Genomic DNA, 22257 nt, shown 5'->3' with positions numbered 1-22257 from the left:
TGATTTCAGTAGTCTTCCCATTTGCCTTTGACTTCCTCAAAGATTGTTCTTGTGTGCTCAGCTGAAAACTCCGCAAGGGTGTTCTGGGCTGATATCTTCTTTTTCATATTTCCCTCTTCCGCAACCGATTGGACAATTTCATCATCGACTTGTTGGAACAAATCGGATGCGTTTCCATCCATGCGAAATGGATCTTTCTGATCAAGTAAGTCTTGTGTGCGATTTTTGCGCTGACGTTTAACGTCCAGACTCCCACCAATCTTCGCCTTCACGGTCACACCTTCGAAACTGTATTTGCGTTGGCGCTTGCCCTCATGCATGCGCATAGCCCAGGTCCAGGAGGTGTTGATTGTGCCGCTGGCACCGGCTTGGGCTTCAACGATCCAGACTTCAACTTGAACTTCGATGGCTATTTTGGCCTCACCGCGGATTTTCAACTCGCCGCCAAACTCCTGGGAAATCCCGTCCCAGGCGGCATCCATTTCACCATTGGCGGGAAGGGTGATCCTGGCGCCGCTGTTGATGCCATGGATCAGCTTGCCGGTGGCGGCAACTTTTAGGTAAGCTTCCAATTGACCTTTTACATACTCACCTTCCGCCATGCGTGCGCGGGCTTGTTGTACCGCTCGGCCAGTAGCCGGTGTAGCGACGGCAGAGATAAGCGCATCAATGATATCAAGGCGGCCTGAAATTCCGATTTCGAATTCCGATTTCAGTTTTCCAATATTCAGCTCCAGGTCTGGTGACCCCTTCTTTGCGTTGATCTCAAATCCCATGGGAGAAAAGCTGAGCGACTTACTGAGAGTTATGCCGGAAGAATAGGCGGTGAGATCCAGTTTTTTGCGATCCTTTGTGTTGCCCATTGCAACATAGTGATCCATCTGGCCGATAATGCTGGCCATAGTGCCTATCAGGCCTGGCGCGTTCTTTCCGTCATCAACGGCCTCTCCTGTACTGCTGTTGCCGCCTGCCTCACCCTCTGCCTTGATGGTAAGGTTGCCGTATTTTCCTTCCAGCGTGCCCTTGGCGGTTGCCGCCCCCTTAACCCCGCCGGTGGTAAAGCTGATGCGGGTGGCCAGTTCCAGCTTGCCGTCCAGTTTGGCATAGGGCACCGGGATCACCCGCAGTTCCGTGCCGATGGAGCCATCATCCAGGCATTGAACCGGCTTGAAGGTGGCCGCGGTTGTGCCGCCAGAGGCCTTCTGCAGTGCCATCACCGCATCAAAGGCAAACAGGGCATAAAGCACATTTTCCGGCACGTAGTTCTTGAGCATCAGCGCCGTGCTGAACCCCTGCGCCTCCCCGGCCGGGACGGTGGCTTTGTGCGCTTCAATCTGCGCAGTCCGGTCTGCCAATCCGCTGGTGAGGATCCGGGGGCGGTCGGGGTGGCCCACCTCGCAGCCCCGGCCTTTCCATTCCACGTCCAGCTTGGAAACCAGATTGTTGCCCTGCATCTCCTTGGCAACCGTCAGCATTCTGGTTTGCCCCATTACCGGTGGCCAATAAAGCTTGCGGGAGCTGTCGGAGCTATCGGTCACGGTTCCGGCCAGCATGCAGCAAGGTTCCTGCATCTTGCAGTCGACACAGGCCTTGCCGAACTCCGTATCTATTTCTCCGTCCCCATCAGCATCTGCTTCCGGAGGGATAGGGCTTTTGGTGAGCGGCGTGTTGCCGCCTTTGAGATAGTTTTGGGTTAGTGTATTGATCCTATACTGGTCGTAACCGTCTTTACTCAGCATGATGCTGCGAAGAGTTTCTTGGGCAGCACCGCGATTGGAAAACACTTCCGGGTAGTGCTTGAGCAAGAACGCGTAGTCAGCGGAGGTTGGTGTGAAATTGGTCACTGGAAATACTCTGTCATTCGGTCGGAAAGGAAAACTACGGAACTCTCTGCGACGGCGAGCCGGTCACGATGGTTCCGCCATGGCTGGTTTTGGACCCGGTGTGCGCTGTTGGCTTGCCGTCGGTGATGCAGCCGCTGCTGCCGGTGACAATGACCGCGCCGCAGGCAGTGGTATCGCCAACCGTGGCCACAAGTTGGCCGTCGCAGGTCGAGCGGGACGATACGCCGGTGATCGCATTGCGCCCGCATTTCGGGCAATCATGCACATCCCCGAGCCTGGCGGTTGGTTTCATCGCTCACCTCCGGCCACATCACGCAGCAGCTGCTCCTGATCCATTCTGCTCATCCACTCCTGCAGGCTGTTCTTGCGCTGCCAGGGCAGTTTGTCTGGATCTATGAGTGCAGTATGCGCTTCGGAATGGCGCTCCCAGAAAGCGCTTCCGAACTTCAGGATCGCACGCGCGATTGCCGTGATTTGCTTTTTGCTGCTCATGCCAAATCTGGCTGCCGCCGCGGGAGCTTGTACCGCGGCCCGCAGACAATCGTCCTGAGAACGGGCTTCCTGCTGGCTGCTGTGCAAAAACAGCGCAAGCTTGGCAACCGCCCGGTCCCGATGAAGCCTGCCGAACTTTTCAAAGCTCTCTTCGTCGATCCGAAGCGGCTCGTTAGGACAGTCCGTCAGCGCAGTGTCCCAGGTCACCTGAACAAGGCGGTTCCGGCAGTTATCCGGTGCGGAAAAAATGCTGGGCGGTTCGGCGATTCTGGAAGGATCAGGCACGATGCATTGCGGGCTGAGCGGTACAATTAAGCTGTTTAAAGGGCGCAAGAGCTGGCCGAGGACCGCAGATGGCAGCGCAACTGTTGAGTCCAGCAGCACCCGCGGGTCATAGAAGCGGAAGTACTGCGGCACCGCCGTGCCGATGGGGGTCGGCAGCATGGTGAACCGCCGCAGGTGTCGTCTCAGCTCCTCTGTGCCAAGACGGGTTTTCAGCAGAATTCCGGAATGCTCCTGTGGCGGCCGTTTCCGCAGTTCACTATACAGCGGATCAAGCCTGTCCAGCCTGACGATCCATGGCGCTGCCGCCAGCTTGTCCGGGTCCTGAGTTGTATAAAGACAGGCGGTTTCCAGCCGGGATCCCGCGATGAGCTGCGGCAGGCCAGGCCAGTTCACCCCGTCCAGAACGGCCCATAGTTCTCTGTTTGGTTCCAGCGCATCCCAGTTCACCTCTTCAAAACATACGGGCACGCTGGAAGCCAAAGGTATTGGTTCCGCTACCAGAACCGGCCTTAAGGCATCTGCGCGGGCAGCTGCGGCCGTTAAGGCCGTAGAAGGAGGCGCTTTGGACAGGAGCTGTGCTGACCTAACTTTGGACAGCTGAGCCTGCCCGGCAGTCACAGAGGCCCGCAGAGCTGTTTCGAGTTCATGGCGGTCAGCCGCGCGCAGCATCAGCTGCACCAGAACCTTCCCGTGTTCTCCGCCCCAGAACGGCTGCGCTCCTTCGAGGGCGCTCAGCTCGCAGTCAGCAATCCATATGGGATGCATGGTCATTCGCCTTTCAGCGGGCAGTGGGATACAAACGGCGTTCCTTCGCCGGCGGCAGCCTTCAGGACCGCTGGGATAGGCGCAAGGGCCGCGGCACCAGGCGAGGCGGAACCGACGTTCAGGACAGGCGCTGCGTTTACCGTGCCGCCTTCCAGAACCAATGCAGCACCACCGGCAACCAGCGTGATCTTGGCGGCATCCAGCACGATCTCGCCGCCTGCTTTGATCGTGAGGTCTCCGCCAGCGCTGACGGCATAGCTGCCGCCAACGTCGTTGCCCCGGTCGGCATCTGTCTTTTCAAGGATCGGTCCCGTCACCTTCAGGTTCAGCGCCCCTTCGATGGTTTCGGTCCGGTCTGCGGCAACATCCAGGTTGGAGGCATTGCCGACAGATACGTTGTCGTCAAATTCGACACGCCGCATGGAGGAGTTCTCTACATGCATGTTCAGATCCTTCTGCGCGTGCATGTAGATGAATTCTTCACCGGACTGATCTTCAAAGGTCAGTTCGTTGAAGCCTTGCCCCTGATGTGATTTGGTTTTGAAGACGGAACGGGACCGTTTTGCAGGCAATTCCACAGGCGCTCTGTTGCGCCCATTGTACACACACCCCGTCACCAGCGGCTTGTCGGGGTCGCCCTCCAGGAACTCGACCACCACCTCCATGCCGATACGCGGGATCACCATGCCGCCCCAGCCCTGGCTGGCCCAGTTCTGGCTGACCCGGCAGCGCATCGAATAGGCCTTCTCCAGGTCCCAGTGGAAATGCACCAGGATGCGGCCGTGCTCGTCGCAGTCGATCTCGCCCTCGCCGACCACCACCGCGGTCTGCGGGCCCTGCACCACCGGCAGGGGCGTCACTCGCGGCGGCACCATCGGGGCGTCCAGCGGCATCAGCCGGTAGTCGGCGGTGAAGGGGCGGTCTGCAGAGCTGCTTTCGCGGTTGGAGCCGTAGCTTTGGCTGACAAAGGAGTAACGCGCCCAGAGGCAGAGGTGCTTGGCGCCGTCCCCCGGCACCGCATCGCCGCCCTGCAGCGGCACCACGCCGCCCGGCCGCAAGCCGGTGATGTCGCCGCTGGCGAACTGGCGGGCGTCATGGCCGCGCTCCTCCTCGCAGCGCAGCTGCGCTACTGTCTTGCCGCGGCCCAGATCCAGGTAACCGCCGGGATAATCATAGGCTTCCAGCTGCCCCTCGGCATAGGCCGCGTCGCCGATGCGGTCACTTTCCATCGCTGCCGTGGGCGTCTTGAAGTTGTAATCCGTCAGCCGCGTGGCGCCGGTGGTCAGCCGCCGCTCCGGTCCCCAGGCCCAGAAATGCTCGCCCTGGGCGCCCTGGTTCTGGGCCGCGCCGTAGTAGGGGCGGGGCGGGATTTCCGCATGGTTCAGCACGTCATCGCTCAGCACCAGCGTGTGGCTGGCCTTCTGGTGGCGGATGTGAAAGGAGATCCCGAACCGCTCCATCAGGCGGCGGGCGAAATCCAGGTCGCTTTCGCGGTACTGCACCGTGTATTCCAGCTCCGGGTAGTCGCTGCTGAGGGCAATCTCCAGATGCGGGTTGCCCAGATGGCCGTAGTCCATCAGCAGTTCCTGCAGGATTTCCACCACAGTTTTGTTGTGAAAGATCCGCTGGTTGCGCCGTTTTCCCGCGAGCCAGAACCAGGGCCGCAGCCGCAGGTCGTAGCGCCAGCCGTTTTCGCCCGGGCCTTTCCAGCGGGCCTCGGTGATGATGCCGTCGAACAGCGCGGGGCCTTCGGCGCCACTGATGCTGACGGTGGCATGGGTGCCCAGCAGCGCATCGAAATCGAGATCATCGCGGGTGGCCAGCGCCTCGACGGAATAGTCGAACAGCCCGTTCAGCGCCTCACTTCCGTCAAAGCGCATCAGCGCCAGCGCCTCCGGCCCCAAAACGGTCGTCAGCCGCCCCAGCCGGGCGTCCTGGGTAAATACATTCATCAAAAAAACCCTTAAAAGTTGTGCCGGACACTAAGGGTTTCCGCCAAAGGGTCAAGCGGCCGGCAGGCAACAGCAAGGGGGAATTCCTGAGTAACTGCAGCAGGAGCGGAGAGGATGCCAATTTTCGGAGACACTGGGCAGGCCGGGGGCAGCAGATGGCAATGTCAGACCCGGTCTGTGCGGGCACGCCCTGGCAGGCACAATTTCACGCGGGCATCCACGTGACCGGAACGGTAGACTCGGGGACCGTCCGGTCAAGCCCCGCTGTGGGGCGAAAGGGACCTCGGAATTTCGCGCCTGGAAAGGAAACATCCGTGGGCGCAGGTGCAGCCTTACCTTGGCGCTTCGGAGAAATTGAAAACGTTGCGCTGTCTCGGAGGGTCGTGTTTTCTGAAACGTGTCTTGCTGCAAGCTTTGTCTCGTTACCAAGCCGCGATGAAACAGTGTCCAAATCCTGCTCCCGCAACCAGCGTTTCCGACCAAGCCTCCGCAAAAAGCGGAGGCTTCTTCGATTCGGCGCTCCCCAAAAACATCAGACCCTCAACATGCGCCCACCAGTGCCCGAAACTCTAAACCGATTTGGACCACTCAAGTGGGGCTACTCAGATCCTGCGCCTCATCGAGATGCACGAACAGTGTCCGGCGTTCCTTGAGGAGATGACGTACCTGATCCCAGATAAACGCAGCGGGCTTGTCACGCTCGAGCGGATAGCCCAACGCATGCAGCATCGACGAACCAACGTACTTAAGCGTTGCAGGTGACGGAACTTGCAGGCTGATGATCTCGGCTATTGCATTCCGTTCTTGAGGGGCTGCCGGGCCTGCAAATTTGCCAATCAACCTGTTCACAGCGGTAGTTTTTCCGCTCCCAGATGCACCTACGAGGGCAATGCCTTTGGCCTCTGTATAAGTTCCGAGAGACAAGACTGCACGGCGACGGCGGAGCAGCCGGTCAAACTGCTCCTGAAGATTACGGTAAGGCTGATGCGTGATGAAGCGTGCTCTTAACCTGGCTAGCCGGATATCGACATCCTGAATTTCAAGGTGACCAGTCATCTTCCCACCTCCAATCCGCTTGACTGCCATTCGGGTATTGTTCGGACCGTTCTTCGGCTAGACGATGTTCGCCACTCTCCGGGCCGTCTTCCGCAAGAGGTATCAAGCGGCCAAACAAATCCTCTTCCAGCGGCGAGGACAGCTTTAGGCCGTCCGCGTAGTGTCGCACGCGCGAGGAGCTGCCAGGCGATCAATGACCAGAATTGGGCTCGATCCCACCACCCGCTACGGATCCCACAGACGGGTGGTTCGAGCTCATTTCCGCCACTGCCCTGAGAACTGAGTGCTGTGGGTGCACTCGGCAGGTTTACTAGCCCAAAGTGGACCCGCCCAAACATCAGTGTGTATTTTCCACTACTGCGAGAAGCCCAGAAGCAAAAGCCCGCAGCTACATGAGCGAATTGGCTGAGGGTAGGACTTTTCCTGAATGCACCCTTTAAGAAAAAGAAATGCACTAGCCCTACAGCGTACGCCTGTGATCCACACCAACCCTGTCGAGTAGCAACCCTCGCACCCTCGCGCGTTCGCCACGCGGCAGTTCAACAGATGCGGGGGCTTCGCCATTTTGCCAGCGAGTCATCAGCAAGTGTGAGGACTGGGAACGATCAGAAAAGGAACGACTATGGGTGCCAAATGGCAAAACTATGCGTCGTTCTACAAATCATGTCGGGCGACACATAGTTTTTCCTTTTTGGGGAACTTGGTTGATTGATTTTAAAGAGAAATATTTACAGCCGACGCAGCAAAGTTACCTTTTGCGACTCATAAGTTTTCCTTCGGCGGAAGCAGACATTCGTGCCGCGCGCGGCGAAATCGGGCTTCGAGCCCAACCTGTAAATTCGAATTTCTCGCTGCGTGCGCACGCAGCACCAGAAATGCTGCATGCGCGTGAATTTCGGTGCCGCCGCGCAGCGGAAGGACCGGTCATTCATGTTGACCGCGGCGAGGATCAGACGCCGAATTCACCAGGAGCCGTACAAAGCCGACACTCAGATTTGTGGCTGCATCAAAGACAAGGGACCCTGATACGCCTATTATCGTACCGACTTTATTTGAGGTGCAGCGTGCGAAGTGAGATTTTGAAAGGCTATGAGGAAGCCGCCGACGGCGACCTCATTGAGCGGGTTGAAGCGATATCGTCAGTCGATCTACTTGCGCCCGCCATCAAGTACATTCCAAAGAAACCGTGCCGAATATTGGATGTTGGAGCAGGGACTGGAAGGGATGCTGCATGGTTCGCTTCGCTCTCTCACAGAGTTGTAGCCGCTGAGCCTGTCGATGCTCTGAGGCAGGCAGGCATGGCGAAGCATACTTCGCCCAATATTACATGGATAAAGGACTCCTTTCCAGAACTCCCACACACGATTTCACTTGGGCAAGCGTTCGACATCGTTCTCTTGTGTGCCGTATGGCAGCACCTAGAAAATGCTGGCCGTCGAATTGCGCTTTCGGCCTTACGATCTGTGACCGTCGATGGCGGCAAAGTCATTATTTCGATCAGACACGGTGCAGGTGCGCCAACGCGACCAGTGTTTCTTCCGAACATAGAGAACACCGTAAGATGGGCGGAGGCCGTAGGCTTCGTTGTCATTGATGAAACAAAGACCCGATCGATTCAATCAGGCAATCATCAAGCGGGCGTCACATGGACTTGGTTGGTGCTGCAAGCGCAAAGCATCCCTGAATAAGGGCACTCTGCTGCCCAATGCGTCTGCGGCGTTCGCCAATGAAACAGCAAGCTGACAACGGCCATTCAAACCACCAGTAAACTGAGGCGTCAGCGCTGTGCTGATGTCTGGGTTTGGCGGGAGAATTGGAGGGCGCACAATGCCAAGAGTCCAACTTCCCGCAGTCACCCCGAAACGAAGAGCCTGGAACAAGGGCCGGATCATCGGCCAGAAACGGCCGCTTTTGCCGAAACAGGTCTGGGCGATCCGCGCGCGGCTCGAGCTGGCGGGCAACCTGCGCGATCTTGCGCTGTTCAACGTGGCCATTGATAGCAAGCTTCGCGGATGCGATTTGGTGAAACTGGCCGTCGCCGACCTGGTGAGGGATGATCGCGTTCGCGAACGCGTGTCCGTGATCCAGAGCAAAACCAAGNCCCGAAACGAAGAGCCTGGAACAAGGGCCGGATCATCGGCCAGAAACGGCCGCTTTTGCCGAAACAGGTCTGGGCGATCCGCGCGCGGCTCGAGCTGGCGGGCAACCTGCGCGATCTTGCGCTGTTCAACGTGGCCATTGATAGCAAGCTTCGCGGATGCGATTTGGTGAAACTGGCCGTCGCCGACCTGGTGAGGGATGATCGCGTTCGCGAACGCGTGTCCGTGATCCAGAGCAAAACCAAGCGGCCTGTTCAGTTTGAACCCTCTGAAAACACGCGGGATACCATTGCCGCATGGATCAAGTCACCGGAGATTCTCGGCTGCCGTTTCATGTTTCCCAGCAGGTTTCATGACCGCCCGCATATCTCAACACGCCAATATGGCCGGCTTGTGAGGGATTGGGTGGCCGCGATTGGGCTGGAGCCCAGCGGATACGGCACCCATTCGCTGCGCCGGACCAAAGCAGCGGAAATCTACCGCAAAACTGGAAATTTCAGGGCGGTTCAACTCCTGCTCGGGCACACAAAGGTTGACAGCACTGTCAGATATCTTGGTGTCGAACTTGAAGATGCGTTGAGCATCGCCGAGCAAATCGACATTTGAACCATGTTGGCGGGCGGCACTTGCCGTTCGCCAATTCTGAGCAGACCTACGGTCGCACCGCGGCAGTGGTTTGGTTCGAGCCCACACTGGAAGTGCTGAAACTTTGCTTCGCAGGCAATCATCGCGCCAGTGCGCTGCACCGCCGATTTTCTCCCGCTGCATGGCAGAAGAAAATTCGACCATTAGCAGAAAGAGCGGGTGTCTCCTGCTCCACCCGCCAAGGGGCCGCTACGCCACCGCCGCGCCCAGAGATGAGACCCACCTGAAGTTCGGCTATCTTTCCCCCTCGCCAACTTTTTCCACGCATTCGGCCCGGCGTCAGGTTCCATTGTCCTGGCCTGCAAGCACCAGCAATCCGCCGGCAATGGCCCAGTTCTTCACGAAAATGGACATCTGCCACCCATCCGCCGGCTGCAGGTGGAACACGCTTGTGACCATGCAATACACCGCAAGTGAGATGGCCACCCACCTGATCGCGAAACCAGCCAGCAGAGCCAGCCCGGCAAGCGCATTGTAAAGCATCGCCGGCCAGACCAGCCACTGCGGCCAACCAAGTTTTGCCAGCAGTCCCATTGCCGTCTCAGGGCTGATCCATTTCTGCCCCGCGCCTGCCAGAAACAGCAGTGCCAGCAAGACCCGCCCTGCAATCAGCAGCAAGGAACCGTCCTGTTTACAGACGAACCTACGCTGGTTTGAAAACAAGGCTGATCCCGTTCAGGCAGTGGCGCTTGCCGGTCGGCTGCGGCCCGTCGTCAAAGATATGGCCCAAATGACTGCCGCAGCGGTGGCAATGCACCTCGGTCCGGGTGAAAAACAGTTTGCGGTCCGGCTTGGTGCCGATGGCGTCCGGCAGGCTTTCCCAGAAGCTTGGCCAGCCGGTACCGCTGTCGTATTTCGCTGCGGAGGCATATAGCGGCAGGTCGCAGCCCTTGCAGTGGTACAGACCTTCGCGGGTTTCCTTGTCGAGCGGGCTGGATCCGGCCCGTTCGGTCGCCTCCTTGCGCAGAACCTGAAACTCGGCATCGCTCAGCATCGCCCGCCATTCCGCCTCCGTGCGGGTGACTTCAAAGCCGCCGTCTTCGGCATAGCCCCGAGCTGCCAGCAAGATGGCCGCGGAGCCCAGAAAGAATGTCCTGCGTTGCATTGTCTTTCCTCCGGTATCACGGCGCTCGCGCCCGGCCTGTTCCCGTTGCAAGGGAATGCTGCCCCGGCTGTCAAGAGCCGGGGCAGCACCGACCGATTATGCGCCGCCGTTACGATTTCGGCAGCATCACGGTGTCGATCACATGGATCACGCCGTTGGACTGTTTCACGTCAGCGATAGTGACAGTGGCCACATTGCCGTTCTCATCCACCAGCATCATCTTGCCGTCGGTATAGGTCGCCTGCAGGGTGCAGCCGCCCAGGGTCGGCACCGGGTGCTCGCCGCCATCGTCCTCGATCATGCCCTGCAATGCCTCTGCCATTACTTCCTTGCCGACGGCGTGGCAGGTCAGAATTTCTGTCAGCGCGTCCTTGTTTTCCGGCTTCAGAAGCGTGTCCACGGTGCCGTCCGGCAGCGCCTCGAACGCGCGGTTGGTGGGGGCAAAGATGGTGAACGGCCCATCGCTTTGCAGGGTTTCAACGAGGCCCGCGGCCTGGACCGCGGCGACCAGCGTGGTGTGGTCAGCGGAATTGGCTGCATTTTCGACGATATTCTTGTCCGCAAACATTGCCGCGCCGCCCACCTCAGGGTTGCCGGCAAAAGCCATGGTCGAGGCCGCAGCGAAGCCTAGGGCGGTCAGCGTGGTTTTCGTAAAGGTCATAGTGTCAAACTCCTGTCAGTTGGCCCGGCTGTTTTGCCCGGCGCTGACAGAAGTCACGTAAAGGCGGCAGAGGAAGTTTCACCGCCAGCGGAAATTTTTTCAGATTTCCTGCACCGCGCCCGCAGCCAGCACCGCGCCGGTCGGCAGTCCGGTCGGAGAGCCGCCTGCCGGTTCGTCGCTGATGGCAAAGGTGCTGCCGGCAATCTGCGCCGCCAGCTCCGCTGAAACCTGCAGGCTGGCAGCGGGTTCAGCCGGAAGCACGCCCAGCGACACTGGCCCCGGTGCGCCTTCGGCTATCAGCCACAGCTCCAGCGCCCGGCCCGGCGCAGCGGCGCCCGTGTGGCGCTGGATCTGCAGCGTTGCGGTTTCCGGCACAAATTGCGCAACAACCACCAGTGAGCGGTCCTCAGCTGCCATTTCGGCCACAAATGACGGCTCCACCGCCGGCGGGGTGGTCACGCGCGGCAGGATGACAACTGCAGCAACTGCCACTGCGGCAACCAAACCCGCACCCGCGAACCAGCCCCAGAGGCCGCGGCGGCTGCCTGAGCCGGCTGGGAACAGCCGTTCCTCGATACGGGACTTCAGCAGCGGCGGCGGCGCCACCGGCTTCACCTCCTCTGCCAAAAGCGCCAAATGCTCCTCCCACTCCCGCAACAGTTGGCGCAAATGCGGCTCCCGCTTCAGCCGCTGTTCAAAGGCTCTCCGGGCCTCTGCATCCAGAAGATGCAGCGCGTATTCGCCGGCCCGGGCGGCATCTTCGCTATGATCTTCCGGTGCTGTCATCGGCTCAGGCACTCTTTCAATTTCTGCAGGCTGCGCCGCAGCCAGGTCCGCATTGTGTTCAGCGGCACCCCATGATGCGCCGCTAGCTCCTTGTAGCTGTAGCCGTCTAGATAGGCGCCCTTTACAGCCTCCGCCCTGCCATCGTCCAATTCATCCAGGCAAACGCCAAGCTGGCGCCGTTCGGAAGCGGCCACGGCCGCAGCTTCTGGTGTTGGCCCGCTGTCTGTCAGATTGTCCAGGCCGCCAGTATCCGCCGGACCATCCTTACGTGCCCGCAGCCTGTCAATTGCCAGATTCCGCGTGACGGTGATCAGCCAGGTCATCGGGCTGTAGCCATTGGCGGCATAGCTGGCGGATTTCTGCCAGATTCTGACATAGGCGTCCTGCAAGGCATCCTCTGCTTCGCTTCTGTTCTTCAAGACACGAAGGCAGATCCCGAAAAGTTTCGCAGAAGTTGCATCGTAGAGATCGGAAAACGCTGCGCGGTCGCCAAGGCTGGTCCGGGCGAGCAGTTGCTCGATGTCGCTTCGCGTGGTCATGAAAGTGCGTCCTCGGCCAAAGCAATTCATACCGAAATCGAGTGCCCCCTCGGACCTCGCGGCAAGCTAATTCGCGGAAACGGTTGATCGGGTCCAAGCGAACCTACCGCGGATCTCATCAGTTCACCACCACCTTAGCGGGCTTGGAACCAGGAAAACCAGAGGGCCCAAAACAGCTCGTATGAACACTGTCCAGGAAACGGCGCGCTGGGGAGCGCGCGAAGCAACTGCACAAGATATTCACCTGATTTCAGCGCTGGCCTCTTGCAATCACCGATCGGATGACCCATCTGAAGTGGGCAAAGCTTCTTCCTACGACCTTCTGTTTCCTAACGGCCCCAGTTGTTCCTATGTTGACACTGGGCCGGGCTATCGCGTGTTGTGGATAGCATTTTTCAAGGAGACGACACGATGGCCAATGGCACCGTGAAATGGTTCAACTCTCAAAAAGGTTTTGGTTTTATTGCTCCCGAGCAAGGATCGCGGGACGTTTTCGTCCACATTTCCGCTCTGGAACGCGCTGGCATCCAACAGCTTGACGATGGCCAAGCCGTGACTTTCGACATCGAGAGCGGCCGCGATGGGCGCGAGTCCGCCAGCAATCTCGCACTTGCGTAAGCCTCCGCAGGCTTGAAACCTTTAGCGGGAGCATTCTTGCAATGCTCCCGTTTCCGTATCTGCCGTAACAGTTTTCAGATGCGGTATTCCCAAACAACACCGAAAGAACAAACTTGATAGAAATCTCCTGGGGTACACCCATGACTATTTTTCTGCCCTCCGAGGGGCGGACACGGAAAATTTCGACAATCGAACAAGCCCATTTCTGGCTTCAGAAAGCTTGGCCTGTTTCTGATCACAATAGAGACGTTGCGCTTGAGAAAATTGATGCAGCGATGGATTGCCTCACCCCTGTGTGCGTAGCCCGCGCCGCATTCGTCTCCGCCGTGGGGACCGCGGGATATCAAGTGGGCTTCCCCGCCGCTGCGTAAGCCTCTGCATCCAAATGGCGCGGTCACAGCGCCGCCCCTTCCATTCGCACCATGACACACATGGCAAAGTTCCGGACTGAACTTTCACGAAAAAATAGACCTGCCCACAATCAGCCTCGTTGGAGTTAGACGATGACCAAGTTTAATATTGAGGAATTGAAGCTAACCGGCCTGTCCCGCAAAAAAACAGCGATGGAAAAAACCTCACGGGCCGCGCGTGAAATCCTGGAAGATGAAAACGAACTTCGGCGCAGCAAGATTGAGCGCTTGAAGCGCTCCCGGCTGCAGTATGAACGCGGCGGTCAGTGAGTTTGAGCCATCTTGGCAACAAATTCATAGAAACTGCAGTTCATTTGGACTGCCCCGCAAAGGCAACCACTCTCAGGCAGGAGCGCAACACCAGCCAGGCCAATACCACCTGCTGGAGGGCTGCTTTCGGGAATGTGGCCAAAATGCTTCGCACTCGCGGCAGTTCTGGCACCGCACCTGATACGAATGTCGCGTTCGGGCTGCTGATGTCATTCACACTTGGTGCGGCGAACTTGCGACCTGTCCCGCCGCAGTGTAAGTTTGCAGCTGGCGTGGTGAATGGCAGTTGAAGATCACGCTGGCCGCTTTCCTCCTGCCCTTCCTGCCAAATTTAGAATGTGATCGCGGGCGAAACCGCGATCGCTTGCACAGAGGTCAGCCGCGCCTCCGCTCCGCTCTAGCGCGCCTGGCATTTTCCGTCTGATTGGTCCGCCTGCCATCCGGCCGGCAATCTGAACACGGGTTCTGATGCCGCTGCGCGTCAGCCTCCACGGAGAAATCCGGTTCCTCCCGCGCCAGGCGCGGGCCCCTCCCAATTTCACCGCTCCGGCCCCGTGTGTCAGATCACCGCCCGGCCGCAGTCCGGGCTGCGCCCACCCTGCTTTGCCCTCCGGAAGACACGAGGTCTTCCGAAGTGAAAATCAGGGAAGGCTTCGCCACTGGCGGAACAGGAGGCGCGAGCGGGAATGTTGGAGACACGAAAAAGGAAAGGTTCTGTCGCAAATGGCAAAACTATGTGTCGCCCGACAAATCAGAAAGTGGCGGACCGAGGAGGATTCGAACCCCCGACCCCTTGATTCGTAGTCAAGTACTCTATCCAGCTGAGCTATCGGTCCACTGCGGCGGGATGTAATCTTACCGCCGCCGCGCCGCAACCCCAAAACGGACGGCGCTCTCAAGAAATTTGACGTTTCTCGCGCTTCTTCCATGCTGAATGAAGCTCCAGGTAGGCCTGAAAGGTACAGCACCGCCGCAGGGTTGCGCGGAGGCCTTGGAAGAGTGTTCACCGCAAACAACCCTGCAGTGAACGTCCCCAGCCGGGAAAGAATGTGGTATTGTCCGGCAGGGACTCGTCCTCCGGGTGCAAAGGCCCGTTTCGGGATCCGCAAGCAAAGAAGAGGAAAGCGAATGCCGCAGCGGCAGTCTGCAGCTTTTTGGCTCCGGCCGCTTGAGAAAGGCGATTTTGCCTCGATGGCCGTCTGGTTTCAAAACGTTGCCGATCTGGCCCGCTTTGACCGCTCCGCCCGGGCCCCTTTGAATTCCGAGGGCATGGATGCCTCATGGGGGCAAACTGCAGAGGCTGCCAAGGACCCTGGCAGGCACTGGTTTGCCATCACAGCGGAAACAGGCGAGCTTTGCGGAATTACCGGACTGGAAAACATCTCCTCTGTTAACCGCGATGCTGTCATCGCACTGTTCATAGAGGAAAGCCGTCGCCGGCAAGGTATTGGTATCCGTTCCATGGCACTGGTTTTGGACTTTGCATTCCGGCAGATCGGGCTAAATCGCGTTACATCCTACTATCGGTCCGACAACCCGCGCAGCCGGCAGATGACATCACGGGCCGGGTTCGCAACTGAAGGCACCATGCGGGACGCCTGGTTCGCAGACGGCCGGTACTATGACATGATCTGCGTTGGGTTGTTGCGCAGCGAATGGAACGCCTGCCGTGCGGCCCTCGCAAGGGAGCTTGACGATTCCTGCACAGCCCGGTTCCTGGGATCAGGAAGCTCCGGCTGGTCCTGGCCGCCAGGCCCGCAGGACCCGCCAGACAGCTAAACAGTTTCGGTCTGCCTGGCGTTACACGGCACCGGATCCGGCAAGCAGCCGGCTTCAGCCATTCTCACGAGGGGAGGACAGCTTGTGAGCGGCCAAGACAAGGAGAATCATGTCCGGCGTCAGCTTGGCGCGGTGCTGTTTGCTGATGTGGTCGGTTATGCCCGGCTGATGGGTAATGACGAGATTGACACCTACAGCGCGCTGAAGTCCCTGCTGGAGCAGCTGGAATCCGCTTGCCAACTGCATGACGGTCAGGTTGTTGCGGTCCGGGGGGATGGCGTTCTTGCCTTGTTCGAAACCGCTACTGATGCGGTCAAATTCGGGGTCGAGTTGCACCGGATCGCGGACCAGAACAACCGCAGCCGGGCGGAGGATCAGCAACTGCGGTTCCGGGCAGGTGTCCACATGGGTGAAATCCTGGTCGACGACCGCGGTATTCACGGCGACAACGTCAATATAGCCGCCAGGTTGCAGGAAATTGCCGAGCCGGGCCGTGTCTATGTAAGTGCCTCAGTCTATGAGCAGATCCGTAACCGTTTGCGCTTCGGTTTCGAATTTCTGGGTCCGCGGCGGCTCAAGAATATCGCGGAACCTGTCCCGGCTTATTGTGTCCGCAGCGAGATCGAGGGAGCGGCGATGGCGGCCACCCTGCGCCCTGCCAATCAGCCCGTGCCGCCGCAACAGCCGGACATTCCCTCGGTTGCAGTGCTGCCGTTTTCGAGCCTTGGCGGAGACCCCACGGACAGCTGGTTTGCCGACGGGCTGACAGAGGACATCATCCTGAACCTGTCCAAGTTCAAAAACCTCTTTGTCATAGCCCGCAATTCCGCTTTTTTCTTCAAGGCGGGATTGATGCCGCCCCAAGATGCGGCTCGCGAGCTTGGCGTGCGCTATGTTGCGCGGGGCAGCGTCCGGCGGGCAGCCTCCCGGATCCGCATCGCGATTGAGCTGATCGACGCGGATTCAGGCCGAACCATCTGGGGAGAGCGCTACGACCGGGATATCGATGACATCTTTGCCATACAGGATGAAGTCACCGACGCCGTTGTTGCAGCCACGGCTGTGTTGATCGAAGCACAGGAACGCAAACGGATGTCACAGACAGCTCCGTCCGACCTTGCCGCCTATGGATATGTTTTGCGCGGCCAGCAGTATATCTTCCGCTATACACGGCAGGACAATCACGAAGCGCAAACCCTGTACGAAAGGGCTCTGGCGCGGGATCAGGACTATGCCCGGGCGTCGGCGGCCATTTCCCGCACGATGAATATCGATTGGCGGTACTCTTGGGCCAAGGATGCGGACCACGCGCTGGATACAGCTCTGAGTTTTGCGCAAAAGGCAGTGGAATTGGATCCGACCGATGCCCGCGGTTTTGGCGAATTGGGCTTTGTGCACCTGTACCGCAAAGAGCATGACGCTGCGATTGGCGCCTATCAGCGCGCTCTTGCGCTCAACCCGAATGACGCCGATCTGCTGTCCGACTATGCGGATGCGCTGGCGCACTCCGGCGACAACGAAGCTGCTATCAGCAACCTCCAGCAGGCGATGCGGCTCAACCCCTACTTCCCGGATCAATACCTGTGGCACCTGGGGGGCGCCTATTACAATCTTAAGGAATACGACGCGGTTATCGACACGCTGACCAAGATGAACAACCCGACGGAGGGCCAGCGCATGCTAGCCGCAAGCTATGCCCAGCTGGGCAATATGGAACTGGCGAAGGACATGGCCGCGCGGCACCGCGAGGCCCACCCGAACTTTTCACTGGATCGCTGGGCCAAAGTACAGCCTGACCGCCTGGAAGAAGATACCCAGCATTTTGTCGAAGGGTTGAAAAAAGCGGGGTTCTGAATCAGAGATGCGGCGCAGGCTTTTGTGAGCCGCACCGCAGGGCCTCGACCGGTTCCAATAAGCCGGTCAGTCGCCGGAGCCGCGCGCCTTTGCCCCGCTCACCTTGGCGCCGCTGACCTTTGCACCGCTGACCTTAGCGCCGCTGACTTTGGCACCGCTCACCTTGGCGCCGCTGACCTTCGCGCCGCTAATGTCAGGTCCACCGCCGAAGTAGACATCCAAAAGTATCTGCTCCAACATACCCGTCATTACATCAAAGCGGATTGAGTAGTCGGCTTTGTCATAGTCCCAGACCATAATGTCGTTTGCGAACTGATATTCAGCTGAGGCAACCCCCGTCACGGAAGGGTTCAGAGGGGCGCGTGAGACCTGGACCTCTGTTTTGTCAGGCAGTTTGCCCGTAGCACTCTCGCCGTCCCCGTGAACAAGAAAAACGGCAGGCTCCGGCAGTTCGAAATACGTGCCTTCGTAAGAGAAGCCATAAATGCGCGCGAGCTTGGCATCCGGGCCGAACTGGCCTTTCAAGAAATTGTTCTTGCCCCGGCCGCGACGCGGTTTGAACTCCTTGAAAACTTGCTTGTCAGGTTCCTTTCTCTGAACCCAAGTTGTTCCGCCTAGTTCGTCCCCCTCTGAAACTGAAACTCTCTTACCTTTCTCAATTGTTTGGCGCCCCTCCAGCTTAAAGTTACTTCCTTGGGCCGCGGCAGCCTGGTAAATTCCGTTTTCTTTTGAGCCGTTGAGGCGCACCAAAACCTTGTCGTTCAGCGCAAGATCGACCCCGTCCACTTCGCTGACGTTTTTAGTCAGGTCCAGGCTTGCATCAGTAGCCGCGCGCACGCTTTCTTCATCGTCCGCGTCTGCGGCATTGATTTGCAGATCACTCAGGGGGCGTCCAAACAACAGCACTTCGGAAAAACTCAGCAGAGACTCGGCCACAACACATACTCCCGTGGCTATGGAAACAACATCAGAAGACCTTTCGGTAACGGGCCGGCTGCAAACCTCGCCTTACCAGCTCCCGCAACACTCTCCCTCAGGATGAAAGTACCACAAAAAGAATAGAAATTATAGGTGGTAGGCGTCTAAGGCCTGGAACCTCTAGTCCGGCACTGCTGGCTGGCGAACTGCGACAAAGGACTGGATTTGAACGCCGGCACGGCGGATTAATTTCCAAGCGGCCAAAACATTGCTTGGCAGTGGTTCGTGCGCACACTGGTATAGTGGAACCTGTCTCCAACTATCATAGCCGAGGGAAAGGGGAAACGCTCTAGCCAAGGGCTCAGACCGCAAATAGACTGGTTGCAACAAATACAGTTGGAGTTCCGCCCAATATGACACCTTTCGCTATTGCTGGTGTTCAGATGCATGTCTCTGCGCTTCACTCGAATGTCGAAGCCATGCGTCACCGAATTGAGATCTTGATGGCCCGGTTTCCCTGGACGCAGATGGTTCTGTTTTCCGAACTTGCCCCCTACGGGCCGCTGGATCAGTTCGCGCAACCCTTTCCCAACGATGCATTGCAGCAGTTTCAGGAAGATGCGCGCCGCTTTGGCATCTGGCTGATCCCGGGGTCCATGTTCGAAAAAACCGAAGACGGCCGGATCCTGAACACATCTGTCGTGATCAATCCGGAAGGTGAGATTGTCGCCAAGTACTCCAAGATGTTTCCGTTCCGCCCGTATGAGGCAGGAATTTCTGCGGGCACTGAGTTCTGCGTGTTCGATGTCCCCGAGGTGGGCCGGTTCGGCCTCTCGATTTGCTATGACATCTGGTTCCCGGAGACCACTCGGCAGCTGACCAGCCAGGGAGTGGAAGTTCTGCTGCACCCGGTGCTGACCGGCACCACCGACCGGGAGGCGGAGATTGCCATCGCGCGGGCTACGGCAGCCCAGTTCCAGTGCTATGTTTTTGATGTCAACGGGCTGAGCGCCGGCGGTGTCGGTCGTTCGCTTGTGGTGGATCCTTCAGCCACCGTGCTGCATCAGTCGGCGGGGCAGGAGGATATGTTCCCGATCGAAATCGATCTGGATCAGGTCCGGCGCCAGCGCGAAACCGGGCTCAAGGGGCTGGGCCAGGTTTTGAAGAGCTTCCGCGACCGGGAAGCAGAGTTCACTGTTTACGACCGCACCAGCGGGGCTGATGCCTATCTGAAAACGCTGGGGCCGCTTGAGACGCCTGGTCAGGGATCGCAGCGCGGGCTGCAGTCCTCCGACCCGCGCAGCTCGATTGAGAATTTTGAGCAGACGTTACATTCGCCGCATCATTTTTCCGTTTTTCCTGGAAAAACGGGTTCTGATTAACCGGACTGGAAGGCGGCGCAGGTCCTGACGCGACAGAAAGGAGGCAGGTTTTGAACTTGCAGCCGCAAAGGAAGGCTTTGCCGTCGATCCGGGATTATTACAGTGCAACCCAACTGCGGGCGGACAGATGGAGTTCGCTACGGGAGTCGGCCGAGGGGCTGGCCCGGCAGCGTCAGGAGGGCCGTCAGAGCGAGAAACTGATGGCCGCGGCGGAGCATCTGTTCGATGTGCTGGCGCCGATTGAACGATATTGGGCGTTTCCGGGCATTCATGCGTTCGAGCATTTGCGCAGGCTGCTGCAGCACGGCAATGTGGAAGACTTGGCGGTTTCGGTGCGCCGTATCGCGCGGGCGCTGACCTCCGGCGCTTACCGGCGGCGGTCCATTCCGCTGTCCTCAGATGAGATTGACAACGAAGACTATGAGGACGAAGCGTCGCTTGCGCCCGAGGCGCGGGCGCTGGGGCGGCCCTATTTCGAGGTACTGATCGTTGATGACGTGTCGGAATCGCAGGAGCGGTTCCTGCGGCAGAACCTCTTGCGGATGCGGAGGATTGAGGACCCGTTCATCTATGAGCCGGTGATTGTGCCATCGCTGGAGGATGCGCTGATCGGCATCCTGTTCAACCACAATGTGCAGGCCGTGGTGGTGCGCCCCGGACTGTCGCTGAAATCGAAGATCGAACTGCCGATCCTGAACCAGTACCTGACACGCGTGAGCGAGGGGGAGGAAGTCGATTCCATCGCCCCTCATGAATACGGCCCCGAAGCCTGCCGCCTGATCGAGAAGATCCGGCCGGAGCTGGACGCCTATCTGGTCACCGACCGCTCAGCCGAGGATATCGCGGGGCTGGATCTGGGCCGCTGCCGCCGGGTGTTCTACAATCAGGAGGATTTCCAGGAGCTGCACTTGAACATTCTGCGCGGGGTCGACCGGCGCTACAAATCGCCGTTCTTCACTGCGCTCAAGGAATACTCAAAGCAGCCCACCGGCGTGTTCCACGCGATGCCGATCAGCCGCGGCAAGTCGATCAGCCGCTCGCACTGGATTCAGGACATGGGGGCGTTTTACGGCTCCAACATCTTCCTAGCGGAAACATCGGCCACCTCCGGCGGGCTCGACAGCCTGCTGGAGCCGCGCGGCCCTATCAAGGAAGCGCAGGACATGGCCGCGCGCGCCTTTGGCGCCAAGCACACGTTCTTTGCCACCAACGGCACCTCGACCTGCAACAAGATCGTGGTGCAGTCGGTGGTCCGCCCCGGCGACATTGTATTGGTGGACCGGGACTGCCACAAATCGCACCACTACGGAATGGTGCTGGCGGGTGCCAGCGTGGCCTATATGGACAGCTACCCGCTGCATGAGCATTCGATGTACGGGGCGGTGCCGCTGCGCGAAATCAAGCACACCTTGCTGCGGCTCAAAGCAGCCGGCAAGCTGGACCGGGTGCGGATGGTTCTGCTGACCAACTGCACTTTTGACGGCATCGTCTACAACGTGCGCCGGGTGATGGAGGAATGCCTGGCGATCAAGAAAGATCTGATCTTCCTGTGGGACGAGGCCTGGTTTGCTTTTGCCCGCTTTGACCCGACCTACCGCCAGCGCACGGCGATGGGGGTGGCCAACACGTTGCGGGAAACGTTGCGCACCCCGGAGACGGTGCAGGCCTGGGAGGCGCAGCAGGAGATGCTGAAGGACGCGGATGAGGAGACCTGGCTGAATACCCGGCTGGTGCCGCCGCCTGATGCGCGGGTGCGGGCCTATGCCACCCAGTCCACCCATAAGACGCTGACCTCGCTGCGGCAGGGGTCGATGATCCATGTGAATGACCAGGATTTTAAGGGCGAAGTCGAGCAGGCCTTCCACGAGGCTTACATGACACATACCTCGACCTCGCCGAATTATCAGATCATTGCCTCGCTGGATGTCGGGCGCCGGCAGGTGGAGCTTGAGGGGTTCGAGTTCGTTCAGAAACAAATCGAAAGCGCGATGTCGATCCGCCGGGCGATCAGTGAACACCCGCTGCTGAACAAGTACTTCAAAGTGCTGACCGCCGGCGACATGATTCCGGAGCAGTTCCGCGAGAGCGGGGTGGAGGCTTATTACGACCCGGATCACGGCTGGATCGACAAATGGTCGATGTGGAGCCAGGATGAATTTGTGCTGGACCCGACCCGCGTCACTCTGGCGGTAGGTGGCACAGGCTGGGATGGTGATACCTTCAAGACCAAGATCCTGATGGACAAATACGGGATCCAGATCAACAAGACATCGCGCAACACTGTCTTGTTCATGACCAACATCGGCACTACCCGGTCTTCGGTTGCTTACCTGATCGAGGTGCTGGTTGAGATAGCCAACGATCTGGATGAGTTGCTGGACGATGCCTCTAAGATGGAGCGCCGGTCGTTTGACAACCGGGTGTCGGCGCTGGTGGAACATGTGCCGCCGCTGCCGGATTTCAGCCGGTTCCACGATGCGTTCCGGGCGGGCAAGGAAACGCCGGAGGGCGACATCCGCACCGCTTTCTTCCTCGCCTACAACGAGGACAACTGCGATTACATCCCGACAGATGACAACCTGATGCAGCGGCTGGAAGCGGGTGAAGAGCTGGTTTCGTCGAGCTTCATCATTCCCTACCCGCCAGGCTTTCCGATCCTGGTGCCGGGGCAGGTCATAAGCCCGGAGATCCTGTCGTTCATGCGGGCGCTTGATGTGAGCGAAATCCACGGATTCCGCGCTGATCTGGGGCTGCGCGTTTTCACCAAGGAGGCCCTGAAGTCAGTCAAGAAATAGAC

General features: G+C 58.9%; 20 protein-coding genes and 1 tRNA gene. 9 read left to right on the top strand and 12 right to left on the bottom strand.

Annotation, left to right across the window (positions count from 1 at the left end):
* Positions 1–5: 5 nt before the first annotated feature.
* The 5 genes from A9D60_RS02625 to A9D60_RS02605 all read right to left on the bottom strand — a co-directional run bounded on the left by A9D60_RS02625 (position 6) and on the right by A9D60_RS02605 (position 6394).
* Complete coding sequence (locus A9D60_RS02625) at positions 6–1844, bottom strand: hypothetical protein (protein ID WP_141117780.1); 1839 nt, start codon at positions 1842–1844, stop codon at positions 6–8.
* 34 nt (positions 1845–1878) lie between these two features.
* Positions 1879–2136: a PAAR domain-containing protein gene (locus A9D60_RS02620; protein WP_065266173.1), complete on the bottom strand. Its 258-nt coding sequence runs from the start codon at positions 2134–2136 to the stop codon at positions 1879–1881.
* On the bottom strand, positions 2133–3290 hold the full coding sequence (locus A9D60_RS02615; RefSeq protein WP_254656614.1) for a DUF4123 domain-containing protein: 1158 nt from the start codon (positions 3288–3290) through the stop codon (positions 2133–2135). Before A9D60_RS02615 ends, A9D60_RS02620 begins: the two co-directional genes overlap by 4 nt.
* A gap of 98 nt (positions 3291–3388) precedes the next feature.
* A complete protein-coding gene (locus tag A9D60_RS02610) occupies positions 3389–5338 on the bottom strand; it encodes a type VI secretion system Vgr family protein (RefSeq protein ID WP_065266171.1) in 1950 nt (649 codons plus the stop codon).
* Positions 5339–5926: 588 nt separating this feature from the next.
* Positions 5927–6394, bottom strand: coding sequence for an ATP-binding protein (locus A9D60_RS02605; RefSeq protein ID WP_175392872.1), 468 nt, complete (start codon positions 6392–6394; stop codon positions 5927–5929).
* Between the two features lie 626 nt (positions 6395–7020).
* On the opposite strand from A9D60_RS02605, the gene A9D60_RS25355 reads away from it, so the two are divergent.
* Both A9D60_RS25355 and A9D60_RS02600 read left to right on the top strand, forming a co-directional pair.
* Positions 7021–8082 carry a class I SAM-dependent methyltransferase gene (locus A9D60_RS25355; RefSeq protein WP_141117779.1) on the top strand — a complete coding sequence of 354 codons (1062 nt, stop codon included), beginning with the start codon at positions 7021–7023 and terminating at the stop codon, positions 8080–8082.
* Between the two features lie 413 nt (positions 8083–8495).
* On the top strand, positions 8496–9099 hold a 604-nt coding region (locus tag A9D60_RS02600), incomplete at its 5' end, for a tyrosine-type recombinase/integrase (protein ID WP_254656612.1).
* A gap of 318 nt (positions 9100–9417) precedes the next feature.
* Here A9D60_RS02600 and A9D60_RS02595 read toward each other — a convergent pair.
* The 5 genes from A9D60_RS02595 to A9D60_RS02575 all read right to left on the bottom strand — a co-directional run bounded on the left by A9D60_RS02595 (position 9418) and on the right by A9D60_RS02575 (position 12229).
* On the bottom strand, positions 9418–9756 hold the full coding sequence (locus A9D60_RS02595) for a DoxX family membrane protein (protein WP_254656611.1): 339 nt from the start codon (positions 9754–9756) through the stop codon (positions 9418–9420).
* A gap of 25 nt (positions 9757–9781) precedes the next feature.
* Positions 9782–10243 (bottom strand): peptide-methionine (R)-S-oxide reductase MsrB, encoded by a 462-nt coding sequence (gene msrB / locus A9D60_RS02590; RefSeq protein WP_065266168.1) that lies wholly within the window; start codon positions 10241–10243, stop codon positions 9782–9784.
* A gap of 109 nt (positions 10244–10352) precedes the next feature.
* The gene (locus tag A9D60_RS02585; protein WP_065266167.1) at positions 10353–10904 is read right to left on the bottom strand and encodes a fasciclin domain-containing protein; all 552 of its coding nucleotides are present in this window, start codon (positions 10902–10904) and stop codon (positions 10353–10355) included.
* Between the two features lie 99 nt (positions 10905–11003).
* Positions 11004–11690: an anti-sigma factor gene (locus A9D60_RS02580; protein WP_065266166.1), complete on the bottom strand. Its 687-nt coding sequence runs from the start codon at positions 11688–11690 to the stop codon at positions 11004–11006.
* Positions 11687–12229: a sigma-70 family RNA polymerase sigma factor gene (locus A9D60_RS02575; protein WP_065266165.1), complete on the bottom strand. Its 543-nt coding sequence runs from the start codon at positions 12227–12229 to the stop codon at positions 11687–11689. The genes A9D60_RS02580 and A9D60_RS02575 overlap by 4 nt, the downstream gene beginning before the upstream one ends.
* Before the next feature lie 411 nt (positions 12230–12640).
* On the opposite strand from A9D60_RS02575, the gene A9D60_RS02570 reads away from it, so the two are divergent.
* From A9D60_RS02570 to A9D60_RS26460, 3 genes are all read left to right on the top strand, one after another.
* Positions 12641–12847: a cold-shock protein gene (locus A9D60_RS02570; RefSeq protein WP_065266164.1), complete on the top strand. Its 207-nt coding sequence runs from the start codon at positions 12641–12643 to the stop codon at positions 12845–12847.
* 140 nt (positions 12848–12987) lie between these two features.
* Complete coding sequence (locus A9D60_RS25345; protein ID WP_083194075.1) at positions 12988–13218, top strand: DUF982 domain-containing protein; 231 nt, start codon at positions 12988–12990, stop codon at positions 13216–13218.
* Between the two features lie 132 nt (positions 13219–13350).
* Complete coding sequence (locus A9D60_RS26460) at positions 13351–13527, top strand: hypothetical protein (RefSeq protein WP_175392871.1); 177 nt, start codon at positions 13351–13353, stop codon at positions 13525–13527.
* A 759-nt stretch (positions 13528–14286) separates the two neighbouring features.
* On the opposite strand, the gene A9D60_RS02565 is transcribed toward A9D60_RS26460, so the two are convergent.
* Positions 14287–14363, bottom strand: a tRNA-Arg gene (locus A9D60_RS02565).
* A gap of 292 nt (positions 14364–14655) precedes the next feature.
* Between A9D60_RS02565 and A9D60_RS02560 the strand changes: the two genes are divergently transcribed.
* Complete coding sequence (locus A9D60_RS02560) at positions 14656–15306, top strand: GNAT family N-acetyltransferase (RefSeq protein WP_065266163.1); 651 nt, start codon at positions 14656–14658, stop codon at positions 15304–15306.
* An 84-nt stretch (positions 15307–15390) separates the two neighbouring features.
* A complete protein-coding gene (locus A9D60_RS02555; protein WP_065266162.1) occupies positions 15391–17160 on the top strand; it encodes an adenylate/guanylate cyclase domain-containing protein in 1770 nt (589 codons plus the stop codon).
* 66 nt (positions 17161–17226) lie between these two features.
* Here the strand turns inward: A9D60_RS02555 and A9D60_RS02550 are convergent, their stop codons facing one another.
* Positions 17227–18096, bottom strand: coding sequence for a hypothetical protein (locus A9D60_RS02550; RefSeq protein ID WP_065266161.1), 870 nt, complete (start codon positions 18094–18096; stop codon positions 17227–17229).
* 395 nt (positions 18097–18491) lie between these two features.
* On the opposite strand from A9D60_RS02550, the gene A9D60_RS02545 reads away from it, so the two are divergent.
* Both A9D60_RS02545 and A9D60_RS02540 read left to right on the top strand, forming a co-directional pair.
* Positions 18492–19460, top strand: a complete 969-nt coding sequence (locus tag A9D60_RS02545) for a carbon-nitrogen hydrolase family protein (protein WP_065266160.1) — start codon at positions 18492–18494, stop codon at positions 19458–19460.
* Positions 19461–19510: 50 nt separating this feature from the next.
* Positions 19511–22255: an aminotransferase class I/II-fold pyridoxal phosphate-dependent enzyme gene (locus A9D60_RS02540; RefSeq protein ID WP_083194074.1), complete on the top strand. Its 2745-nt coding sequence runs from the start codon at positions 19511–19513 to the stop codon at positions 22253–22255.
* Positions 22256–22257: the final 2 nt, after the last annotated feature.

This window comes from Leisingera sp. JC1 (assembly GCF_001679925.1).
Lineage (GTDB): Bacteria > Pseudomonadota > Alphaproteobacteria > Rhodobacterales > Rhodobacteraceae > Leisingera.
The sequence above is the reverse complement of the archived record's forward strand: the minus strand, read 5'-3'. Positions and strand labels throughout refer to the sequence as shown.